The sequence below is a fragment of the Streptomyces sp. NPDC052225 genome (assembly GCF_040679615.1).
GTDB lineage: Bacteria > Actinomycetota > Actinomycetes > Streptomycetales > Streptomycetaceae > Streptomyces.
Map to the genome: position 1 here is coordinate 49,990 of NZ_JBFAVD010000035.1, position 17,293 is coordinate 67,282.

At 71.6% G+C, this 17,293-nt stretch carries 15 protein-coding genes; 5 read left to right on the top strand and 10 right to left on the bottom strand.

What is annotated here, in order from left to right:
• Window positions 1–111 precede the first annotated feature (111 nt).
• The 3 genes from AB0L37_RS34155 to AB0L37_RS34165 form a co-directional block, all read right to left on the bottom strand.
• A complete protein-coding gene (locus tag AB0L37_RS34155) occupies window positions 112–726 on the bottom strand; it encodes a TetR family transcriptional regulator (protein ID WP_365514521.1) in 615 nt (204 codons plus the stop codon).
• 11 nt (window positions 727–737) lie between these two features.
• A complete protein-coding gene (locus AB0L37_RS34160; protein WP_365514523.1) occupies window positions 738–2,297 on the bottom strand; it encodes a DHA2 family efflux MFS transporter permease subunit in 1,560 nt (519 codons plus the stop codon).
• Between the two features lie 111 nt (window positions 2,298–2,408).
• Window positions 2,409–3,092, bottom strand: coding sequence for a hemolysin III family protein (locus tag AB0L37_RS34165; protein ID WP_365514527.1), 684 nt, complete (start codon window positions 3,090–3,092; stop codon window positions 2,409–2,411).
• Between the two features lie 298 nt (window positions 3,093–3,390).
• Between AB0L37_RS34165 and AB0L37_RS34170 the strand changes: the two genes are divergently transcribed.
• On the top strand, window positions 3,391–5,235 hold the full coding sequence (locus AB0L37_RS34170) for a phosphoenolpyruvate carboxykinase (GTP) (protein ID WP_365514530.1): 1,845 nt from the start codon (window positions 3,391–3,393) through the stop codon (window positions 5,233–5,235).
• A 159-nt stretch (window positions 5,236–5,394) separates the two neighbouring features.
• Window positions 5,395–7,131, top strand: coding sequence for an Ig-like domain repeat protein (locus AB0L37_RS34175; RefSeq protein WP_365514532.1), 1,737 nt, complete (start codon window positions 5,395–5,397; stop codon window positions 7,129–7,131).
• Window positions 7,132–7,156: 25 nt separating this feature from the next.
• On the opposite strand, the gene AB0L37_RS34180 is transcribed toward AB0L37_RS34175, so the two are convergent.
• The 6 genes from AB0L37_RS34180 to AB0L37_RS34205 all read right to left on the bottom strand — a co-directional run bounded on the left by AB0L37_RS34180 (window position 7,157) and on the right by AB0L37_RS34205 (window position 13,411).
• Window positions 7,157–7,759, bottom strand: coding sequence for a hypothetical protein (locus AB0L37_RS34180; RefSeq protein ID WP_365514535.1), 603 nt, complete (start codon window positions 7,757–7,759; stop codon window positions 7,157–7,159).
• Window positions 7,746–9,299 (bottom strand): extracellular solute-binding protein, encoded by a 1,554-nt coding sequence (locus AB0L37_RS34185; protein ID WP_365514538.1) that lies wholly within the window; start codon window positions 9,297–9,299, stop codon window positions 7,746–7,748. Before AB0L37_RS34185 ends, AB0L37_RS34180 begins: the two co-directional genes overlap by 14 nt.
• Complete coding sequence (locus AB0L37_RS34190) at window positions 9,296–10,474, bottom strand: toxic anion resistance protein (protein WP_365514541.1); 1,179 nt, start codon at window positions 10,472–10,474, stop codon at window positions 9,296–9,298. Before AB0L37_RS34190 ends, AB0L37_RS34185 begins: the two co-directional genes overlap by 4 nt.
• Before the next feature lie 17 nt (window positions 10,475–10,491).
• Entirely contained in the window at window positions 10,492–11,565 is a 1,074-nt protein-coding gene (locus tag AB0L37_RS34195; RefSeq protein ID WP_365514544.1) for a hypothetical protein, read from the bottom strand.
• Between the two features lie 91 nt (window positions 11,566–11,656).
• On the bottom strand, window positions 11,657–12,100 hold the full coding sequence (locus AB0L37_RS34200; protein WP_365514547.1) for a hypothetical protein: 444 nt from the start codon (window positions 12,098–12,100) through the stop codon (window positions 11,657–11,659).
• A 99-nt stretch (window positions 12,101–12,199) separates the two neighbouring features.
• Window positions 12,200–13,411, bottom strand: coding sequence for a pyridoxal phosphate-dependent aminotransferase (locus AB0L37_RS34205; RefSeq protein ID WP_365514550.1), 1,212 nt, complete (start codon window positions 13,409–13,411; stop codon window positions 12,200–12,202).
• A 243-nt stretch (window positions 13,412–13,654) separates the two neighbouring features.
• Here AB0L37_RS34205 and AB0L37_RS34210 point away from each other — a divergent pair, with 243 nt between their 5' ends.
• The 3 genes from AB0L37_RS34210 to AB0L37_RS34220 all read left to right on the top strand — a co-directional run bounded on the left by AB0L37_RS34210 (window position 13,655) and on the right by AB0L37_RS34220 (window position 15,471).
• Entirely contained in the window at window positions 13,655–14,062 is a 408-nt protein-coding gene (locus AB0L37_RS34210) for a hypothetical protein (RefSeq protein WP_365514553.1), read from the top strand.
• A gap of 46 nt (window positions 14,063–14,108) precedes the next feature.
• Entirely contained in the window at window positions 14,109–14,741 is a 633-nt protein-coding gene (locus AB0L37_RS34215) for an alpha-ketoglutarate-dependent dioxygenase AlkB (RefSeq protein ID WP_365514556.1), read from the top strand.
• A 76-nt stretch (window positions 14,742–14,817) separates the two neighbouring features.
• A complete protein-coding gene (locus AB0L37_RS34220) occupies window positions 14,818–15,471 on the top strand; it encodes a hypothetical protein (protein WP_365514559.1) in 654 nt (217 codons plus the stop codon).
• Between the two features lie 101 nt (window positions 15,472–15,572).
• On the opposite strand, the gene AB0L37_RS34225 is transcribed toward AB0L37_RS34220, so the two are convergent.
• The gene (locus AB0L37_RS34225) at window positions 15,573–17,180 is read right to left on the bottom strand and encodes a D-aminoacylase (RefSeq protein WP_365514562.1); all 1,608 of its coding nucleotides are present in this window, start codon (window positions 17,178–17,180) and stop codon (window positions 15,573–15,575) included.
• Window positions 17,181–17,293: the final 113 nt, after the last annotated feature.

The window sequence follows — 17,293 nt, forward strand, 5'->3', positions numbered from 1 at the left end:
TGCTGTCGGGTGCCGGTCCGGTGGGGGCTGGTCGCGCAGTTCTCCGCGTCCCTGAAACAGCGCACGCACTTCGTGCGCTGTTTCAGGGACGCGCGGTCCGACCCGGGTGGCTCAGTGGGCCAGGCCGTTCTGGAACGTGTCGAGCGCGCGGCCGACCAGGTCCCGCAGCTCCTCCTCGTGCTCGTGCTCGGCCCAGTAGAGCGTCGTCTCCATGAGCGCGCCCACCAGGGCCATCGCGAAGACCCGTACCTCCAGGTCGCCCGCGTCGCGGCCGGTGCGCTCGGCGATGACCCGGCACAGCATCTGACCGGTGACGGACATCGACTCCATCATCCGCGAGCGCACCGCGGGCACCTCCAGCTGGAGCCGGGAGCGCAGCCGGGACACCTCGGGGTCGTCGGTGAAGCCGAGGTTCACGGCCTCGGAGATCACGTGCTTGAGGGAGTCGACGACCGACTCGTCCGCGGGACGCGAGCGCAGCTGCTCCTCCAGGACCGCGTCGTACTCGTCCGTGAGGACGATGTCCTCCTTGGTCGGGAAGTACCGGAAGACCGTGGACGGCGACACCTCGGCGGCCTCGGCGATCTGCTCCACCGTCGTGGCGTCGTACCCCTGCTCCAGGATGAGCCGGTACGTCGCCTCGCGGATCGCGATGCGGGTCTTGAGCTTCTTGCGCTCCCGGAGCCCGAGCCGGGGCTCCGGGGTCGTCTGTGCTGAGGCGGCCATGACCACCATTGTCAGGCATCCGTCCTGACGGGGGCCACCTCCGGGTCGGCGACGGCCGGCTCGGCCGGGCCCGGGCGGCCGGGCATCAGGACCGCCGAGAGCGCGGCGGCGGCCAGCGAGACGATGCCGATGACGACCAGGGCGAGGTCCATGCCGTGGACGAACGCGGAGTTCGCCGACGCCGTCAGTGCCCGGTCGCCGAGTTCGCCCGCCACCACATGGGCGCCGATGACCGAGTCGCGCGCCGCGTCCGCCGCGGCGCCCGGCAGGCCCGCCGTGCTGAGCTTCGCCGTGTACGCGCCGGCGACGAGCGCGCCGAGCAGGGCGACACCGAGCGCGCTGCCCGTCTGCCGCACCGTGCTGAGCAGCCCGGCGCCGCGGCCCGCCCGGTCCTTGGCGAGCGCGCCGAGGGCGCCGCCCATCGCGGGGATCATCGCGAAGGCAATACCGACACCGGCGAGCGACAGCCACAGCGCCGTGAAGCCGTAGCCGGAGTCGACGGTCGTGCGTGCGCCGAGGAACGCCGAGAAGGCGAGCACCACCAGGGACACGACGATCACCGCCCGCGCCCCGAACGTGACGACCAGCGGCTGCGCCAGCTTCGCCGCGACGAGCATGCCGCCCATCAGCGGGACCATCCGTACGCCGGTGCCGAGCGAGTCGGTGCCGAGCACGGCCTGGAGGTACTGCGGCAGCAGGAACATCACGCCGGACATGACGAACATGCCGAGCGTCGCCGCGACGGTGTTGCTGAGGAAGCCGCGGTGCGACAGGAGCGAGAGGTCGAGCATGGGGCGCTCGCTGCGCCGCTCGCGCAGGACGAGGGCGCCGAGCAGGACGACGGCCGCGCCGAACCCGCCGATGACGACGGGGTCGCTCCAGCCCTTCGCCGGGCCCTCGATGATCGCGTAGATCAGGGAGCCGAGGCCGAGCGCGGTCAGGGCGGTGGAGACGATGTCGACCCGGGGCGCGGCCGGGTCCTTGCTCTCCGGGAGCAGGAACAGGCAGGCGGTGATGCCGATGGCGACCATCGGCACGTTCAGGACGAAGACCGAGCCCCACCAGAAGTGGTTGAGGAGCCAGCCGCCGATGATCGGGCCGAGCGGCATGCCGAGCGCGGAGGCCGCCGAGATCATGCCGATGGCCTTGGTCTGCTCCTCGCGCGGGAAGAGCGAGGGCACCACGGACATGGCGAGCGGCATCACGAGCGCCCCGCCGACGCCCATCAGGGCGCGGGCCGCGATGACCTGGGCGACGTCGCCGGCGAAGGCGCCCACGAGGGAGGCGGCGAGGAAGACGCCGAGCCCGGCGATGAGCATCCGGCGCCGCCCGAACCGGTCGCCGAGCAGCCCGGCCGGAAGCATCAGCGCGGCGAACACGACGATGTACGCGTCCGCCGTCCACTGCTGCTGACCGGTGGTGGCGCCGAGGTCCTCCGCGATCGTCGGCAGCGCCACGTTGAGGATCGTCATGTCGAAACCGAGCACGAGCATGCTCGCGACCAGGGCCCCCAGGGCCCACCAGCGCCGGGGATCCAGGCGCGATTCCACTTGCCGAGTGACAGTAACCATGAAATGAGAGTAGCTCTCAGTTCGGTGTGTCTGTCAATAACGAGGCGCTCTCAGGGAACGCGAAAAAGGCCGCGGCGTGAGCCGCGGCCTCGGGGGAGTGGGGTGGGAGCGTCAGGCGTGCTGGTACGCCACCAGGGAGATTCCGACGTAGTGCACGATGAAGGCGGCCAGCGTGAGCGAGTGGAACACCTCGTGGAAGCCGAACCAGCGCGGGGACGGGTTCGGGCGCTTGATGCCGTAGATCACGCCGCCCGCGCTGTACAGCAGCCCGCCCACGACGACCAGGACGAGCACCGCGATGCCGCCCGTGCGCAGGAAGTCGGGCAGGAAGAAGACGGCCGCCCAGCCCATCGCGATGTAGCACGGCGTGTAGAGCCAGCGCGGGGCGCCGACCCAGAAGACGCGGAAGGCGATGCCCGCCGCGGCCGCCGCCCAGATGCTCCACAGCAGCGCGTCGCCCTTGGAGTCGGGCAGCAGCAGGAGCGTCAGCGGCGTATACGTTCCCGCGATGATCAGGAAGATGTTCGCGTGGTCGAGCCTGCGCAGTACGCCGTCCGCGCGCGGGCCCCAGTTGCCCCGGTGGTAGAGCGCGCTCACGCCGAACAGGAGGCAGGCGGTCAGCGAGAAGATGGCGCAGGCGATGCGGCCCCGCGTGGAGTCGGCGAGGGCAGTGAGGAAGATGCCCGAGATCAGGACGGCCGGGAACATGCCGGCGTGCAGCCAGCCCCGCATTCTCGGCTTCAGCAACGGCGGCTCGGTGGCGACGACTTCGGTCTGCTCTGCGGCAACGCTCATCCAGGCATCGTACCTACGCCCCCGTAGGTCCTGGATATGGCGGGCGTCAGATCTCACCTGGGGTTAACCCCAGGTGGGCGCGGCGTTCTGATCCCTAATCCGCAGGAAACGAGTGGCGATCCTCACTCCGCTCAGGTGTGAAGCCCCCTGGACAGATGGGCGAAACGGTCGGATGATCAAATGAGTGTGGTCGGCACCGGATGAGCGCTCACTGACGTTTCAGTGGAACGGGAGGCGCAGCGTCCGGGTCGCGGCCCCCACGGGGCACCCAACTCAACATCCTCATTTAGGAGCGATCGTGGCGCGCGACATCGCGGCTCCCGCCCTGGGCACCCTCCCGACCAACCACCAGGAACTGATCTCGTGGGTCAACGAGATCGCGGAACTGACGCAGCCGGACCGTGTGGTCTGGTGCGACGGTTCCGAGGCCGAGTACGAGCGGCTCGCCGAGGAGCTCGTCGCCAAGGGAACGTTCAAGAAGCTCGACCCGATCAAGCGCCCCAACTCGTACTACGCCGCCTCGGACCCGACCGATGTCGCGCGCGTCGAGGACCGCACGTTCATCTGCTCCAAGGAGGAGAAGGACGCCGGGCCGACGAACCACTGGAAGGACCCCGCCGAGATGCGGGAGATCTTCGCGGGCGAGAAGGGCGTCTTCCGCGGCTCGATGAAGGGCCGGACGATGTACGTCGTCCCGTTCTGCATGGGCCCGGTCGGCTCGCCGCTGTCCGCGATCGGCGTCGAGATCACCGATTCGGCGTACGTCGCCGTCTCCATGCGCACGATGACCCGGATGGGCCAGGCGGTCCTGGACGAACTCGGTGACGACGGCTTCTTCGTGAAGGCCGTGCACACGCTGGGCGCCCCGCTGGCCGACGGCGAGCAGGACGTGCCGTGGCCGTGCAACTCCACGAAGTACATCTCGCACTTCCCCGAGGACCGGGAGATCTGGTCGTACGGGTCCGGGTACGGCGGCAACGCCCTGCTCGGCAAGAAGTGCTACGCCCTGCGCATCGCGTCCGTCATGGCGCGCGACGAGGGCTGGCTCGCCGAGCACATGCTGATCCTCAAGCTGACCCCGCCGGCCGGGGAGTCGAAGTACGTCGCCGCGGCCTTCCCGTCCGCGTGCGGCAAGACGAACCTCGCGATGCTGGAGCCCACGATCTCCGGCTGGACCGTCGAGACGATCGGCGACGACATCGCCTGGATGCGGTTCGGCGAGGACGGCCGGCTCTACGCGATCAACCCCGAGGCCGGCTTCTTCGGTGTCGCGCCCGGCACCGGCGAGCACACCAACGCCAACGCCATGAAGACCCTGTGGGGCAACTCCGTCTTCACGAACGTCGCGCTCACCGACGACAACGACGTGTGGTGGGAGGGCATGACGGAGGAGACCCCGGCCCATCTGACCGACTGGGAGGGCAACTCCTGGACGCCCGAGTCGGGCACCCCGGCCGCGCACCCCAACGCCCGCTTCACCACCCCCGCCGCTCAGTGCCCGATCATCGCGCCGGAGTGGGAGGACCCCAAGGGCGTGCCGATCTCGGCGATCCTGTTCGGCGGGCGCCGCGCCTCGGCCGTGCCGCTGGTCACCGAGTCCTTCGACTGGAACCACGGCGTCTTCCTCGGTGCGAACGTGGCCTCCGAGAAGACCGCCGCCGCCGAGGGCAAGGTCGGCGAACTGCGCCGCGACCCGTTCGCCATGCTGCCGTTCTGCGGCTACAACATGGGCGACTACATGGGGCACTGGGTGAGCGTCGGCAAGGCCGCCGCGCGGACAGAAGGTGGCGCCGCCAAGCTCCCGAAGATCTACTACGTCAACTGGTTCCGCAAGGACGCGAACGGGCGCTTCGTGTGGCCCGGGTTCGGTGAGAACAGCCGCGTCCTGAAGTGGATCGTCGACCGCCTCGACGGGCGGGCGGACGGTGTCGAGACCCCGATCGGCATTCTCCCGACCAAGGAGTCCCTGGACACGGACGGCCTCCAACTGGCCGACGCGGACCTGGAGTTCCTGCTCACCGTCGACAAGGAGGTCTGGCGCGAGGAGGCCGCACTGGTACCGGAGCACCTCAACACGTTCGGCGATCACACGCCGACCGAGCTGTGGGACGAATACCGCAAGCTGGTGGCCCGCCTCGGCTGAAGCCGGACCTGAACGAGCCCCCGCACAACGGCGTGCGGGGGCTCGTTCGCATGCGCCCGCCCATGAACGCCCTTCACAGGTTCCTCACATGTTTCAATGGCCTCACAAGTGCGCTCATCGAGGGGGATGAGACGCCAATTCAGCCTGTGGGGGGCATAGTTGAGCAAGGCTCAGCACATCAGACGTACCGCGGCGCTCCTGGTCGCAGGGGTGCTCGGCGCCGCCGGACTGGTCACGGGGACCGCGTCGCAGGCGCTCGCCGCGACGCCCGCCGACACCGCCGTGAAGCTGCCGGTCACCAACTTCTCCGCGCTCGCCGTCGACTCGGCGCACCAGCGGGTCTACGTCAGCGAGGGCGACGCGGAGTACCCGACCAACCCGGCCGTGCACGTCTACGACTTCGACGGCAAGAAGGTCGCGACGGTCGCCGTGCCCACGTTCGCGTCGGGCCTCGGTGTCAGCGCCGACGGCGCCACCCTGTACGTGGGGCAGAAGGGCGGCATCCTCAGCTTCGACACCACGACGCTGGAGCAGACGGCCAACGTCACCGCCAACTACGACACCTGCGGGCGCTCGCTCGCCGTCGCGGGCGGCCGGGTCTGGCACACCACCAAGTACGAGTACCAGTCGGGCTACTGCGCGACCGGCTACACCTACCTCGACCGGACCAGCGGCTCGTCGCCGCGCACCGGCTGGGGCGACTACGGGCGGATCCACCTGTTCGGCGGCGGACCGGCCGCGCCCGACCGCTTCTACGCCGCCCAGGAGCTGACCAGCGCCTCGACGAACCCGTTCGTGACCGCGTTCAGCGCCGACTCCGACGACCCGGTGCGCGGCCCCGAGCGCCGCTTCGCCGACGCCGACGGCAAGGGCGCGCTCGACTTCAAGGACCTCGCGCCCAGCGCCGACGGCACCAAGGTCGCCGTGGCCGACGCGGCGTACGGGACACGGCTGCTGAACGCCGACGACCTCACGACCGCGGCCGGCCAGTACCAGGCGCTGCCCGAAGGGGCGAAGGGCTCGGCCGTCGCGTTCAGTGGCGACGGGACGTACGTGGCGCGGGGCGCGAGCGCCTCCGGCTCGACGCCCGACCTGCTGATCCAGCCGGCGGACCCGGCCGACACGACGGCGCCGCTGGAGTTCGCTTTCGAGGGCAGCCTCGACGGTGACGCGGTCGTCCCGCGCGGCCTCGCCTTCGCGGCGGACGGCTCCCGCCTCTTCGCCGTCACCCACCACGGCAGCTACGAGTACTGGCTGCACGTCATCACGCCGCCCGCCAGGCAGTACGACGCGCGCTTCACGGGCGGTCTGACGCAGAGCCCGAGCAGCGCCGTCGTCGGCGAACCGGTCGCGCTGCGCGGCAAGGTGGAGTTCGACGGGGGCGCGCCCGCGACACCGTCGAAGATCACCGCCGTACGCAGGGACGCCGACGGCACGACCACCGAGCTGACCCCGGTCAAGCTCGCCGCCGACGGCTCGTTCACCGTCCTCGACGCCCCCGACCGGGTCGGCGAGGCCACGTACACGGTGTCGTACCTGGGCGACCTCACCCACCGGCCGGCCGCGGACGTGGTCAGGACGGTGCAGGTCGGCAAGGCGCCGACCACGATCGCGCTCACCGCGCCCACGGACGCCACCCGGAGCGGCGGAGTCGAGATCACCGGCACGTTCACGGCGGCGGGCCCGTCCCTGCCGTCCGCCGCGTCCCTGTCCGTGGAGCGCACGGACCGCCTCGGCACACAGGCGCTGCCCGCGGTGGAGGTCGGGGCGGACGGCACGTTCACGGTCCGTGATCTGCCGCGGACGACCAAGTCCATGACGTACAAGGTGAGTTGGCCGGGCGACGAGCTGCACGGGGCGTCCACCGCCTCGGCGACCGTCACCGTCAGGCGCTGACCGCGGGGCCGGTGGCTTCCGTCGGCTACCGGCCCCGCTCCTCCAGGTACCGCGTGTGGGACTCCTGGCGGCGCGCCTCGGTCTCCCGCAGCGCGGCCGCCACGGACGTCAACTCCTCTTGCACGAGGGCGAGTTGCCGGTCGAGGTGGCGCTCGGGCTGTTCCTGTCCCGGAGTGATCCGGGTCCACCAGCGGGTGCGGGCGTACGTGTCGACGGCCTCCGGGACGTCCTGGCGCACCGCCCGGCCCAGCGCGTGCAGCGCCTCCGGGTCCTGGGCGAGGAGCTCGGCGGCCCACCCCGGGTCGAGGAGGGCGCCGAGCAGCTCGTCGATCTCCCCGATCCTGGCGGCCGCGACCGGCGGCACGTCCACCTCGCGGAGGTAGCCGCGCAGCTGCTCGAAGTCGGCGCGCAGCTCGCCGAGTCGGGCCGACGGGTCGGGGAAGCCGGGCGGCGCGGGCCGCTCCGGCGGGGCGGTCAGCGCGCCCGCCCCGTAGAGACCGGCCACGACGACCGGCCAGTATGGGCCCGCGACGCCCGTGAAGGTCAGGGCGAGCCCGGCGAGCCCGCACGCGCTCCCGGCGATGTTCTTCCGGGAGGCCAGGAACTCGGAAACGTCACTGATAGCCACGGATCTCCTCCAGGGCGCCGGCCAGCGAGCCGTTCACGGCGTCGAAGAGCCGGCCGCCGGTCAGTTCGGCGATCCCGCTCAGCTCCGCGCGCGACGCGTCGCCGAACAGGATCGGGAAGACGGGGGTGTTCCGTTCAGCCCGCCCCAGCGTGCGGTAGAACCGGTCGAAGTCGGCCGCCTTCGCGCCCGTCGTGTTCTCGCCGTCCGTCATCAGCACGATCGACGTGAACATGTCCCGGCCCCCGCCGCCCACCTGCCCGTACGCGGCTTCGAGCGACGTGTAGACGGCGGTGCCGCCGGACGCGGTGAGCGCCGCCGTGTCCCGCTCGACGGCGTCGAGCCCCTTGCGGGGCGCCGCCGGGTCGACCACGTGGGTGCGCACCGACTTCACGCCGTTTCCGAACGGCATCAGCGTCACCTCCTCGCGCTCCCGGAAGCCCCCGGTGAGCCCGTGCAGCGCCCGCTTCAGCGCGGCGAGCCGCTCGCCCTTCATCGACCCCGAGGTGTCGAGGACGTACACCGTGCGCGAGGGGCGGCGCAGTTCGTTCTCGTACGAGGAGAGGAGCTCGTCGGCGGTGGACCTGGTGCCGGGGAAGGGCAGTTCGCGGCGGCGCGCCGTGTCGAGCCCCGGCGCCGGGGTCACCCCGGAGACCACCGGGCGGCGCAGCGTCCTCGACGTGACCGCCTGCTGGAGCTCCGGTGTGCGCAGCGTCTCGGCGAGCCGGCGCACGTTCTCGCGGGCCGCGGCCGGTGCGGCGGCGAGCGAGGAGAGCGGGTAGTCGGCGGTGACGACACCGTCCTTCGGGCGGATCACGGTCAGGCCGGGGATGCCGGCGAGCACGGACTCGTAGTTGAGCAGCGCGTCGACGTCGCCGCGCCGCACGTACGCCTGCGCCAGGAAGCCCGAGGAACCGGAGGTCAGCTGCTGCCCCCGGAAGAACTCCTTCAGCCGGGCCCTGGCCTTGCCGATGTCCTCGCCGGTGAGCGCCGACTGGGCGCCGGAGAGCGCGGAGGCGACGGAGACCAGCGTGGCGAACCCGGAGTGGGAGCGCGCCGGGTCCGTCATCCCGTAGGTCAACTTCCGTTCCGTGACGGCCTGTTCGAACTGCTTCCAGGTGACGTCGGACGGCGGCCGGCCGAGCTTGCCGAGGGCCTCCTCGCGGACGCCGATGGCGACCGGGCTCGACATGACGGGCGTCTCGGAGACGATCCGCTTCTTCGCGCCGGGGACGAGCCGCAGGTAGTCGTTGGACGACAGCCACACCGCGTCGAACTTCCCGTCGGCCTTCCCCGAGGCGAGGAGTTGTACGGCGTCCAGGGTGCCCATGTAGGTGGGGTCGACGTCGATACCGGTCAGGTCCCGGGTGCGGTCCAGGGCCGGGGCCATGTCGGACAGCTCGCTGGAGGCGAGGATCCGCAGGACGTTGCCGGACGACGGCTTCCGCGCGGCCCCTTCGGGCCCGGGCTCCCCGGGCCCGGGCGTCGTGCAGCCGGTCAGCACGGCCGCCGTCACGAGGGCCAGGGTGAGCGCACGCTTCACGCGAGCCCCCCGTCCAGGGCGCCCCGCGACCGGCTGCGCTCCAAGTAGGCGCCGGCGTCGCGGAGTTCGGCCGTCAGGTTCTCCACGGTCGCCGCCATCGCCTCGGTGGCCTGCACCTTGTACGTGTCGATCGCGTCGAGCGTCCGGTAGATCTGCTGGAACGCCGTGCGCAGCGTCTCCGCGCCGACCGCCGGGTCCGCGGCGATGCGCTGGATCTCGCCGCTCTGCGTGGCGAGCATCTCGGCGTTGCCCCGGATCAGGTCCTCGGTCGTCCCGCGCAACGCGTCGACCTGCTCGATGACCTTCCTCTGGTGGTCGAGCGCGGACGCGAGCATCACGGAGATCCGCAGCGCGGAGACGGTCGTGGTGGCGGCGCGGTCGACGCCCTTGATCAGCTCCTCGTTGTTGCGCCGTACGACGTCCATCGCCAGGTAGCCCTGAGCGCACACCGCGAGCTGGGTGAGGAGGTCCTGATGCTTCTGCCGTACGGGGAACAGGACGTCGGCGCGGAGCGAGTCGGCGGCCTGCGGGTCGGTGACACCGGTGATGTGCCCCTCGACGGCCGCGTCCAGGGCCTCGGTCAGCACGACGTACTCCTGGAGCTTGCCCATCGTCTCCCAGAGCCTGACCCGCTCGGTCTGCAACGCCGCGCTGTCCCGGCGCAGTTCGTCCTGCCCGCCGCGCAGCGAGCCCACGATCCTGTTCAACGTGCTTTGCGCGGAGGCGTACTTGGCGACATGGTCGCGCAGCCTGTTCCCGCCGGGCAGCCGCGAGAGGAACTTGCGGCCCTTGGCGGCCGGAAGGTCGCGCGGGTCCAAGTCGTCGACCACGCGCCGCAGTTCCACCAGCGACGCGGCGACATGGGACTGTGCGTCGCCGCCCTGGTCGGGCAGGCTGCGCAGGGTGCGCTCCAGCATCCGGTTGGACTGGGCGGCCGCCGCGCGCATGTCGCCCGTGCCGAGCGCCGTGATCTCGCCGACCTTGCCGGCGAACTCGGGGGAGCGGGCGTCGAGCGCGGCGAGGTTCTCCACGTACGCCGCGGCCTTCGCCGCCATGTCCGCCCTGACCTCGTCGCCCACGGGGACCAGGCCGCCCGCGCTCGCTCGGGGGACGGCGCCGACCGCCTCGGGCGGGGTCAGCGTGAGCGTGTTCTGTTCGGGTGTCGTGTGGGTCATGTCTCTGCTTCCCCCCGTCAGCCGCGCGCCCGGCGGGCCATCTCGTGCAGCACCGACGAGGTGGGCACGGGCGCCTGCCGGACGCCGGTCAGCTGCTGCTTCAGATAGGTGCCCGCCGACGCGAACGCGGCGGCCCCGCCCTGCGGCCGGAAGCCGTGCTGCACCGCGAGCGCGCGCAACGTGGTGTCCGTGGACAGGAGTTGGGCGAGTGCCGTGCCGTTCTCGGTGAGCGGGACGGCCGTGTGGTCGCTGTTGACCGTCGTGTCCGGGTACAGCACCACCAGGTCGTCGGGGGTCTGCCCGCCCGCGAGCAGCGCCGCGACCTGGGACTCGTAGACGAGCACCAGTGGATTGCCCGCCCCGCTGACGAAGTCACGGAAGACGGCGTCGGAGCTGGACTGCTGCGAGCCCTGGACGGAGATGAGCGTGCGCAGCAGCGGCGCGGTGCGGTCGAGGTCCTTCTCGTCGGCGACGACCCGGCCGTCGTTCGCCACGTACGAGGTGGCGGCGAGGTAGAGGGCGCCCGAGCTGGAGGACTCCGGGTCGGTGGAGGAGATGAAGAGCGTGCCGCTCAACTCCCCGTACTTTCCGGCCCCCTTGAGCTGCTGCCAGGTGCGGTCCTTGCGGGCCGCGTCCAGATAGGGGCGCATCTTGAGCGTGCCCCGGTGGCCGGTGTCGAGCGTGGCCAGGCCGTTCGCCGCGAGCACCTGGGCGGCGCCCTTGTGGGCGACGACCACGAGCGGCGAGTAGAAGGGCCGCGGCAGCGTGCCGCGCACCTTGTACCGCTTCGCCAGTTCGACGGCCGGTGCCTGGCTGGAGGGGAAGGCGAGGTCGTACCCCTTGAGGTCGAGGCCTTCCATGGCCCAGGACCCGGAGGTCTCGGCCTTCACGGTGAAGCCCTTGGCGGCCAGCGCCCGCTTCACTGCGGCATCGGCGAAGAAGTCGGCCTTCTCCGAACCGATCACCATGCGCACGGTCTTCGTTGCCGTGCTCTTCTCGTCCCTGGCGTCATCGTCTCGTCCGGCGAGCACGGCGGTGATCACACCGCCGAGCAGGAGGACGGCCAGGGCCATTCCTGCGATTCGTCTCACAGGGGGAGCGTGCTCGCGGAGGCCGACATTCCCGGGCGTCCACGGTGAACGAAGGGTTAAGGCCGCGTCCCGGTATCCAACCGGAGGGGCGTCACGCGGATACCAGCTGCCCGGCGGCCGCGTGCGCCTCCATGCGGCGCGCCGCCAGGATCGCGGCGGCGGTGTCCGCGCGGGACGCGGCGACGACCAGGGCGCGGCCCGCGAGGGCGTGCGCGCGCTGGTGCAGGGCGGTCGCGTGGGGCAGGGGGCGCCTCTCGCCCGAAGGATGGGGGTGGATCCCGGCGGCGACCGGTGCGCGGGCGGGGGTGTGGCCGCCCCGCAGCCGGGCGACCTGTGCGGCCAGCTCGTCGGAGGCCGCGTCCAACTCCCCGTCGGCGGCCGGGAGTTGGCGCAGCTCGTCGGTCACCGCGAGGAGCGCAGCGAGATGGCCTGCGAGCTGGATGTCCAGCTCCTCCTCGCGGGAGCGGTGCGGGAAGTCGGTGCCGCTGTCGGCCGCCACGGTGTGGACCGACTTGGTGCGGATCGGCTCGTACATGGAGGCCTCCAGGGCGGGCGTGGCAGCTTGGCCTCCATCGTACATTGGATTCTGTCTAAATTAGAACCTGTCCAAAGTAGCGGCGTGCCCGAGCCCCGGTCAGGGCTGGCTGTAGCCGTCCAGGAAGTTCCCGATCCGGGTCACGGCCTCCGTGAGCTGGCGGGTGTCGGGGAGCGTGACGACGCGGAAGTGGTCCGGCTCCGGCCAGTTGAAGCCGGTGCCGTGGACGACCATGATCTTCTCGCTGCGCAGCAGGTCGAGCACCATCTGCCGGTCGTCCTTGACCTTGAACACCTTCGGGTCGAGGCGCGGGAAGAGGTACAGGGCCCCCTTCGGCTTCACGCAGGTCACGCCGGGGATCTGCGTGAGCAGCTCGTACGCCACGTCGCGCTGCTCCTTGAGCCGGCCGCCCGGCAGGACCAGGTCGTTGATCGTCTGGCGGCCGCTGAGCGCGGCGACGACACCGTGCTGGCCCGGCATGTTCGCGCACAGGCGCATGTTCGCCAGGATCGTCAGGCCCTCGATGTACGACTCCGCGTGCGCGCGCGGTCCGGAGATGGCCATCCAGCCGACCCGGTAGCCGGCCACCCGGTACGCCTTCGACATGCCGTTGAAGGTGAGCGTCATCAGGTCCGGGGCGATGGCCGCGGTCGGCGTGTGCGTCGTGTCGTCGTACAGGATCTTGTCGTAGATCTCGTCGGAGCAGACGAGGAGGTTGTGGCGGCGGGCGATGTCGGTGAGGCCGCGCAGCATCTCGTCGCTGTAGACGGCGCCCGTGGGGTTGTTCGGGTTGATGATCACGAGCGCCTTGGTGCGGTCGGTGATCTTCCGCTCGACGTCCGCGAGGTCCGGCATCCAGTCCGCCTGCTCGTCGCAGCGGTAGTGCACGGCGGTGCCGCCGGAGAGCGAGACGGCGGCGGTCCACAGCGGATAGTCGGGCGCGGGCACCAGCACCTCGTCGCCGTCGTCGAGCAGGGCCTGCATCGCCATCACGATCAGTTCCGAGACGCCGTTGCCGATGAAGACGTGCTCGACGTCCGTCTCCACGCCGAGGGTCTGGTAGTGCATCATCACGGCGCGGCGTGCTGCCAGGAGCCCCTTGGCGTCGCCGTAGCCGTGGGCGTCGCCGAGGTTGCGGAGCATGTCCTCGAGGATCTCGGGCGGGCAGTCGAAGCCGAACGCCGCCGGGTTCCCGGTGTTCAGCTTGAGGATGCGGTGGCCCGCCGCCTCCAGCCGCATCGCCTCCTCGAGAACCGGGCCGCGGATCTCGTAGCAGACGTTGGAGAGCTTGGTCGACTGGATGAGCTGCATGCTCCGACTTTACGGGCGTGTTTCACGGCGGCGCGCCCGGTTTACCGCCTGATGGGCGGGGTGGGCGGCCCGGGGTTTCGGATGCGGTGGCACGCGGTGCCCGCTGCCTCAGGATTGGCGGGTACGGGGGTGGGGTGCGGCTTGGATGGGGCGGTTCGGCGGGGTGCGGGTGATGTGGGCCACGCCGCGCGACGTGGCGGCCGGCCTCTGGTGGCGGGCCGCGCTGTGTGGGACCGTCCGCGGGTGACTGACACTCCTGCGGGGCGCACGGATGCCGCGCTCGCGTCCACCCGCCCGGACGACCGGGCCGCGTCCGTGCTGCGGTTCACGACGGAACTCATCGCCTGGGTGGCCACGCCCTGGGCTCTGGCGGACCACGGGTGGTGGCTCGCGGCGCTCTCCGTCGTCGTCCTCATCGGCCTCCCGACGGTCTTCGCCACCCCGGGCGACAAGGCCCAGGTGATGGTCGCCGTACCCGGCTGGGTCACGGTCCTGCTCGTGCTGCTCCAACTCGTCGCGGCGGTCGTCTCCTCGTGGGCGGCCTGGCCGGCGTGGGCCGCGACCGCCGTGACCCTGCTGGCCGCCGTCACGGTCGGCACGGAGTTCCGGCGGTGGCGGTGGCTGCTGTCCGCGCCGCGACCCGCCCCCTGAGCTGCGGATTCGATTGCATGTTCGATAAGGGGAGTAGGCTGGCCGTATGCACCAAGGGCTTCAGGGGTCACTCTTCGATCAGGGGCGGGACATGGCGCTCGGCCCGCTCGGCGGCGTGCGTCGCACCGTGCTCGGTGCCGGCGCCTGGATCGACGTACTGCCGGGGTGGCTGAGCGGCGCCGACGCGCTGTACGAGCACCTCGCCGACGGCGTCCCGTGGAAGGCCGAGCGGCGGCAGATGTACGAGCGGGTCGTCGACGTGCCGCGGCTCCTGAAGTTCTACGGGGACGGGGAGCCGCTGCCGCACCCCGTGCTCGCCGAGGCGCGCGACGCGCTGTCCGCCCACTACGGCGAGGAACTGGGCGAGCCGTTCACCACCGCGGGGCTCTGCCACTACCGGGACGGCCGGGACAGCGTGGCCTGGCACGGGGACCGGATCGGGCGCGGGGCCCGCGAGGACACGATGGTCGCCATTCTGTCCGTGGGGGCGCCGCGCGACCTGGTGCTCCGCCCGCTCGGCGGCGGCAGCGGCGAGACCGTCCGCAGGCCGCTCGGGCACGGCGACCTCATCGTCATGGGCGGCTCCTGCCAGCGCACGTGGGAGCACGCGATCCCCAAGTCGACGCGTGCGACCGGCCCACGGATCAGCGTGCAATTCCGGCCACATGGGGTGCGTTGAGGAGGGAATGGCCGGTCTGACGGGGTTTCGCCGACGGCTGTCCCCGGGACCCCCTCAGTCCTTACAATCCGCCCTCATGTCCCGGCAGCACCCCCACCAAGGCCACGACCCGGTGGTTCCCGAGGTCGTCTACGACCCTCAGCAGGCCGTCGGCGCGTACGACGGCTACGCCGATCCGGCCACCGTCCACGGCTGGCAGGAATCGGCCACCGCCGCCCCGGCCGCCGTGCCCGACCCGGCGCCGCTCGCGGCGGTACCCGACGTGCGCGGCGACAACGCCGTCTTCGTCGACGGCTCGGGCCGCAGGGGCCGCCTGATGCGCCGCGGCGGCATCGCGCTCGGCGCGGCCTGCGTCGTCTTCCTCGGCGTCGTCGTCACCGGCCTCTTCGGGTCGAGCCCCTCGGGCGGCCCGCTGCCCTGGGGCGACGGCGACGACGGCAGCAAGCAGCCGCGCGCCGAGCACTCCGCGCCGCCGTCGGCGAGCCCCGACCCGGAGGCGACCGAGGGCGCCACGCCCGACGCGAGCCCGTCGGTGAAGCCCTCGGCGCACCCGAGCGCGTCGACCGGCAAGGACGCGAGCCCGGCCGGCTCACCGTCCACGAGCACCCCCAGGGCGCCGACGACCACGGCACCCGCCACCAGCGCATCGCCGTCCCGGGGGAACTCCGACAACAAGCCCGGGCGAGGCAATGGCTCACCGGGGTCGGGTACGACCAAGGGGCCGAATTGAAAGCTCCCCGCGCAAAGGCGGGGAATTCCTGACTCAGGCTGGCGCGGCCGGATCGGGCGCGGCACCCGGCAGGCGGCGATGCCGTAACAGCCGTGTGGTGACTACGAGTTGACGTTCCGGCGCACCGACTTCCCCGCGAGGGTGTCGGTGCGCCGGCCGTCCTTCATCACGAACTTCCCGTCGATGAGGACGTGCGGGATGCCGACGGGCAGGGTGCGCGGCGCCTCGAACGTCGAGCCCGCCGCCACCGTCTCCGGGTCGAAGAGGACGAGGTCGGCGCGGTAGCCCTCGCGGACCAGGCCGCGGTCGGGCAGTCGCAGCCGGGCGGCGGGCCGCGACGTGAGGTGCGCGACCGTCTCCTCCAGGGACATCACGCCCAGGTCGCGGGCGTAGTGGCCGAGGTAGTGCGGGAACGTCCCGTACGCGCGCGGGTGCGGCTTGAAGCCCTGGAGGATGCCGTCGCTGCCCCCCGTGTGCACGGGGTGCTGCATGATCGCGCGGACGTTGTCCTCATGGCCGACGTGCTGAAGGATCGTCGAACCGAGCTTGTCGTTGATCAGCAGCCGGCGGGCGGTGACCCACGGTGCCTCGCCGCGCTCGGCGGCGGCCCGCGCGATCGTCTTGCCGACACAGGAGACGAGCCCCGGGTCGGTCACCCCGCTCACCTCGATGGTGTCCCACTCGATCGGCACGCCGTGACAGCCGTCCGAGCCGAGCTCCTCGACGTGGTGCCGGACGCGCTCGGCGGTCTCGTCGTCCTTGAGACGGGCGAGGGTCGCGTCGGGTCCGCCTTCATTGGCCCAACTGGGCAGCATGGCGACGAGAGTTGTGGACCCGGGCGTGTACGGGTACGTGTCCAGGCTGATGTCGGCGCCGGCGGCGATGGCGTCGTCGAGGAGTGCGAGCAGGTCGCCGGCCTTCCCCTTGTTCACGCCGAAGTTCATGGTGGCGTGGGCGAGATGGAGGGAGCAGGACGCGGTGCGCGTCAGCTCGACCATCTCCTTGTACGCGTCGAGCGCGCCCGCGCCGTAACTGCGGTGGTGGGGGCAGTAGTAGCCGTCGTACGCGGCGACGGTGCGGCACAGTTCGGTCAGCTCGGCGTCCTTGGCGTACATGCCGGGCGTGTACGTGAGCCCGGAGGACATGCCGACGGCGCCCTGCTCCATCCCCTCCGCGACGAGCCGCTTCATGTGGTCGAGCTCGGCCGGGGTCGCGTCCCGGTCGTCCCAGCCGACGGCGTACATGCGGACGGTGCCCTGGGGGATGAGGTAGGCGGCGTTGACCGCGATGCCCTGGCGGTCGAGGCGGTCCAGGTACTCGCCGACGGTGCGCCAGTCGAAGTCGATGTCGGAGCCGTCGCCGTTCCAGCCGGTGATCGCCTGGCGGACCTGGGCGAGGGTGCGGTCGTCGACCGGCGCGTACGAGAGGCCGTCCTGGCCGAGGACTTCCAGGGTGACGCCCTGGGCGGCCTTCGCGCTGTGGTCCGGGTCGCGGAGCAGGGCGAGGTCGCTGTGGGCGTGCATGTCGATGAAACCCGGGGCCAGGGCCAGGCCTGTGCCGTCGATCGTGCGGGGCGCTGTGGGGCGAGGTCCTGCGCCCTCGGGTCTGATCTCGGCGATGCGGCCTGCGGCGAGCCTCACGTCTGCCCGGTAGGAGGCGCCGCCGGTGCCGTCGATCACGCGGGCGTCTTTGATGACCAGGTCGTCCATCGGGGCCTCTCGTCTGCCAGGTGCTACTTGTCGGGCGTCTGCGGGTGCGTCGTGGCTGGTCGCGCAGTTCCCCGCGCCCCTGAGGCATGCGCTGCGCGCAGCCTCCCCAGGGG

Bases quoted from the DNA above. Each gene is read 5' to 3' on its own strand.
- AB0L37_RS34215 (WP_365514556.1), top strand. From the start codon at position 14,109: ATGCACCAAGGGCTTCAGGGGTCACTCTTCGATCAGGGGCGGGACATG.
- AB0L37_RS34190 (WP_365514541.1), bottom strand. From the start codon at position 10,474: ATGACCCACACGACACCCGAACAGAACACGCTCACGCTGACCCCGCCC.
- AB0L37_RS34155 (WP_365514521.1), bottom strand. From the start codon at position 726: ATGGCCGCCTCAGCACAGACGACCCCGGAGCCCCGGCTCGGGCTCCGG.
- AB0L37_RS34160 (WP_365514523.1), bottom strand. From the start codon at position 2,297: ATGGTTACTGTCACTCGGCAAGTGGAATCGCGCCTGGATCCCCGGCGC.
- AB0L37_RS34200 (WP_365514547.1), bottom strand. From the start codon at position 12,100: ATGTACGAGCCGATCCGCACCAAGTCGGTCCACACCGTGGCGGCCGAC.
- AB0L37_RS34225 (WP_365514562.1), bottom strand. From the start codon at position 17,180: ATGGACGACCTGGTCATCAAAGACGCCCGCGTGATCGACGGCACCGGC.
- AB0L37_RS34220 (WP_365514559.1), top strand. From the start codon at position 14,818: ATGTCCCGGCAGCACCCCCACCAAGGCCACGACCCGGTGGTTCCCGAG.
- AB0L37_RS34205 (WP_365514550.1), bottom strand. From the start codon at position 13,411: ATGCAGCTCATCCAGTCGACCAAGCTCTCCAACGTCTGCTACGAGATC.
- AB0L37_RS34165 (WP_365514527.1), bottom strand. From the start codon at position 3,092: ATGAGCGTTGCCGCAGAGCAGACCGAAGTCGTCGCCACCGAGCCGCCG.